Annotated in this window: 1 protein-coding gene; it reads right to left on the reverse strand. The window is 75.5% G+C overall.

All coding sequences use genetic code 11. From position 1 onward, the window contains the following. A partial coding sequence (locus ACFY15_RS36705; RefSeq protein WP_390827062.1) for a type I polyketide synthase occupies positions 1-4,812 on the reverse strand: 4,812 nt, incomplete at both ends.

The following is a 4,812-nucleotide window of genomic DNA, read 5'->3' on the forward strand; positions in this document are numbered from 1 at the left end:
GAACTCCCCCACCGAATGCCCCGCCAGGAAGTCCGGACGCACACCCCAGGACTCCACCAGCCGGAACAACGCCACCTCCACCGCGAACAACGCCGGCTGGGTAAAACGCGTCTCGTTCAACCCCTCCGCATCTTTCCCGAACACCACCTCCCGCAGCGGGAGTTCGAGAAGCGGGTCCAGGGCCGCGCACACCGCGTCGAAGGCCTGTGCGAACACCGGGAATGCGGCGTGCAGTTCCCGCCCCATCCCCGGGCGCTGGCTCCCCTGCCCCGAGAACAGGAACGCGGTCCGGCTGCCGCCGACGGCTGTGCCCTGCGGGGTCTCCCCCCGCAGGAACGCCGTGGCCGTCGGCCGGCCCGCGAGGAGGTCCTCCAGGCCGCTGAGCAGTTCCTCGCGGCGCGTGCCGACGACGGCGGACCGCAGGTCCAGAGCGGCGCGGGGTGCCAGGGAGAGGGCCACGTCGAGGGGGCGCAGGTCCGGGTGGGCGGTGAGGTGGGCGAGGAGACGTCCGGCCTGCGCGCGCAGCGCCGCCGGGTCCTTGGCGGAGAGCGGCCAGACGACGGCCGTGTCGGGGGCCGGTACGGCCCCGGGGGCCTGGTGCGGCTCCGGTGCCTCGTGCGGTACGGGCTGCTCGATGACGACGTGGGCGTTGGTGCCGCTGACGCCGAAGGAGGAGACGCCCGCCCGGCGCGGACGGCCGCCGTCCACGGCCCACTCACGGGCCTCGGTCAGCAGGCGCACGTCCCCCGCGGACCAGTCGACGTGCGGGGAGGGCTCGTCCACGTGCAAGGTCCGCGGCAGCACCCCGTGGCGCATGGCCATCACCATCTTGATCACACCCGCCACACCGGCCGCGGCCTGCGTATGACCGATGTTGGACTTCAGCGAGCCCAGCCACAGCGGCCGGTCCGCGTCCCGCTCCTGCCCGTAGGTGGCCAGGAGGGCCTGGGCCTCGATCGGATCGCCGAGGGTGGTGCCCGTGCCGTGCGCCTCGACGGCGTCCACGTCACCCGCCGACAGGCCCGCCTGCGCCAGGGCTTGGCGGATCACGCGCTGCTGCGCCGGCCCGTTCGGGGCGGTCAGGCCGTTGGACGCACCGTCCTGGTTGATCGCGGTGCCCCGTACGACGGCCAGCACCGGGTGCCCGTTGCGGCGGGCGTCCGAGAGCCGCTCCACGAGCAGCATGCCGGCGCCCTCGGCCCAGCCGGTGCCGTCGGCGCCTGCGGAGAACGCCTTGCAGCGGCCGTCGGCGGCCAGCCCGCGCTGGCGGCTGAACTCGACGAAGATGTTGGGGGTCGCCATGACGGTGACCCCGCCCACGAGGGCCATGGAGCACTCGCCCTGGCGCAGGGCCTGCGCCGCGAGGTGCAGGGCCACCAGGGACGAGGAGCAGGCCGTGTCCACGGTCACCGCCGGCCCCTCCAGCCCGAAGGTGTAGGCCACGCGCCCGGAGGCGATGCTGCCCGCGCTGCCGTTGACGAGGTAGCCCTCGAAGCCGTCGGGGACGACCGAGAGCCGGGAGCCGTAGTCGTGGTACATGACCCCGGCGAACACCCCGGTACGCGAGCCCTTCAGCGTCGCCGGGTCGATACCGGCCCGCTCGAACACCTCCCACGAGGTCTCCAACAGCAACCGCTGCTGGGGATCCATCGCCAGCGCCTCACGCGGCGAGATCCCGAAGAACGCGGCATCGAACTCCCCCGCCTCGTACAGGAACCCGCCCTCACGGGCATAACTCGTCCCCGCGTGATCCGGATCCGGGTGAAACAGCTCGTCCAGCGCCCAGCCACGGTCCACCGGGAACCCGCCGACCGCGTCACCACCCTCCGCGACCAACCGCCACAGATCCTCCGGAGAACGCACCCCACCCGGATACCGGCAGCTCATCCCCACGATCGCGATCGGATCGTCCACGGCCGGGAGGCCGCCGGGCAGCGCTCCCGCCGGGGCCGGGGCGGTCGCGCCGGGGGCGTCGCCGAGGATCTCGGCGCGCAGGAAGCGGGTGAGGGCCAGCGGGGTGGGGTGGTCGAAGACCAGGGTCGCGGGCAGTCGGGTTCCGGTGACGGCGCCCAGCAGGTTGCGCAGTTCGACGGCGGTGAGCGAGTCGAAGCCGAGGTCCTTGAAGGGGCGTTCGGGTTCCACCCGGTCGGGCGAGGCGTGGCCGAGGACCGTGGCGATCTGGCCGCGCACCAGGTCGGTCAGGACGCGTTCCTGTTCGGACTCGGGGAGCCCGTGCAGGGTCGCGGCGAGGGCGGAGGCGCGGTCCGCCGGCGAGGCGGAGGGGGCGCCGGGACCGCTGTGGGCCTTGCGGACCGGGGTCCTGACCAGTCCGCGCAGGAGGGCCGGGACCTTGCCCTCGGCCGCCTGGACGCGGAGTCCCGCGTGGTCCAGCGGCACGGGGAAGAGGACGTCCGCGCCGGAAGCGCAGGCGGCGTCGAACAGGGCGAGGCCGGTGGCCGCGTCCATGGCGACGAGGCCCATGCGGCGGATCCGTGCGAGGTCGGTGGAGTCCAGCTTGCCGGTCATGCCGCTGCCGTCGGCCCACAGGCCCCAGGCCAGGGACACGGCCGGCAGTCCGGCCGCGTGGCGCTGCTGGGCGAGGGCGTCGAGGAAGGCGTTGGCGGCGGCATAGTTGGCCTGGCCGGCGCCGCCGAGCGTGGCGGATACGGAGGAGAAGAGCACGAACGTGGACAGGTCCATGTCGCGGGTGAGCTCGTGCAGGTGGAGTGCGGCGTCGACCTTGGGCCGCAGGACGTGGTCGACGCGGTCCGGGGTGAGGGCGGGGACGATGCCGTCGTCGGTCACCCCGGCCGCGTGGACCACGGCGGCCAGCGGGTGCTCGGCGGGGACCGCCTCCAGCAGGCCGGCCAGGGCGCGGCGGTCGGCCACGTCGCAGGCGGCGGTGGTGACCCGGGCGCCGAGGGCGGTGAGTTCGGCCTCGAAGTCGGCCGCGCCTTCGGCGGCGGGGCCCCGGCGGCCGGTCAGCAGGAGGTGGCGTGCGCCGTGCTCGGTGACGAGGTGGCGGGCGACGAGCCGGCCGAGGGTGCCGGTGGCGCCGGTGACCAGGACGGTGCCGTCGGCCGGGAACGCCCGGCGCTGCGGGGAGTCGCCGGCCGGCCGGTCCGTGTGGGCTGTCAGGCGGGGCAGCAGGACCGTGCCGCCGCGTACGGCGAGCTGGGGTTCGCCGGTGGCCAGGGCGGCGCGCAGGGCCTCCCGGCCGGGGCCGGCGTCCGGGTCCAGGCCCGGTTCCAGGTCGAGGAGGACGAAGCGGTCGGGGTTCTCCGACTGGGCCGTGCGGAGCATGCCCCAGACGGCGGCCTGGGCCGGGTCCAGCGCGGCGCGTTCGGCGGGGGTGGTCGCGACGGCGTGGCGGGTGACGAGGACGAGCGGGGTCCGGTCGGGCCGCTCCTCGGCGAGCCACTCCTGGATCAGGGCGAGCGTGCGGTGGGCGGTGGCGCGTACGGCTACGGCCGGGTCGTCCGGTGCCAGGCCGCCGTCGGGGTCCGGGCCGGCGAGGGCCACGACGCAGTCGGGTTCGGGGGCGTCGGCGGGCACCTGGGCCGGGGTCCAGTCGAGCCGGAGGAGGGTGTCGGTGCGGGGGGCCGCCGCCGCGCGCAGCCGGTCGGCGGAGACCGGGCGCAGGACCAGGGCGTCGACCGAGGCGACGGTCTGCCCCGCCGTGTCGGCGACCAGGACGGAGACGGTGTCCGGGCCGGCCGGGGTCAGCCGGACGCGTACGGCGGGGGCGCCGGTGGCGTGCAGGCCGACCCCGCTCCAGGAGAAGGGCAGCAGGCCCTGCCCGGTGTCGGTGCCGGACAGCAGGCCGAGCCAGGAGGCGTGGAGGGCGGCGTCGAGGAGGGCCGGGTGCAGCCCGTACGTGTCGGCGTCCGGTGCCGTGGGGGCGGGGAGGGCCGCGGCGGCATACAGGGAGTCGCCGTGCCGCCACGCCTCGGTGAGGCCGCGGAAGACCGGGCCGTAGCCGAAGCCGAGGTCGTCGAGGAGCTCGTAGAGGTGGTCGGTGGCGACCGGTTCGGCTCCGCGCGGGGGCCATGCCGCGAGCTCGGACGCCACCGGGGGCGGTGCCGCTGCGGCGGACAGGGTGCCGCCGGCGTGGCGCGTCCAGTCGCGGGATGCGACGGGGTCCTCGGGGCGGGAGTGGAGTTCCAGGACGCAGCGGCCCGTGGCGTCGGGTGCCCCGACCGTGAGACGGAGCTGGACGCCGCCGTGCTCGGGCAGGACGAGCGGGGCCTCCAGGGTGAGGTCCTCGATGTGTGCGCAGCCGGCTTCCCGGCCGGCCCGCAGGGCCAGTTCGACGAAGGCGGTACCGGGGACGAGGACGGCTCCGGAGACGGTGTGGTCGGCGATCCAGGCGTGGGTGGCGAGAGAGAGGCGGCCGGTGAGCACGATGCCGCCGTCCGGGAGCACGACGGTGGCGCCCAGCAGGGGGTGTTCGGTGTCGGTGACGCCGATCGCCTCGGGGTCGGCGGAGGCCGGGACGTGCAGCCAGTAGTTCTCGCGCTGGAAGGCGTAGGTGGGCAGGGCGATGCGGCAGGCGCCGCGGTCGGCGTACCAGGCCGTCCAGTCGACGGGGGTGCCGTGGACGTGGAGCCGGGCGAGCGCGGTGGTGACGGCCAGGTCCTCGGCCCGGTCGGTCCGCAGGACGGGCACGGTGACGGCCTGCTCGTCGACGAGCTCCCGGGCCAGGGCGGACAGTGCGCCGCCGGGGCCGATCTCCAGGAAGGTGCGCACGTCGTCTGCGGCGAGGGTGGCGACGGCATCTGCGAAGCGGACGGCCTCACGGACATGGCGCAC

The organism is Streptomyces sp. NPDC001373, from assembly GCF_042895815.1.
Taxonomy (GTDB): Bacteria; Actinomycetota; Actinomycetes; order Streptomycetales; family Streptomycetaceae; genus Streptomyces.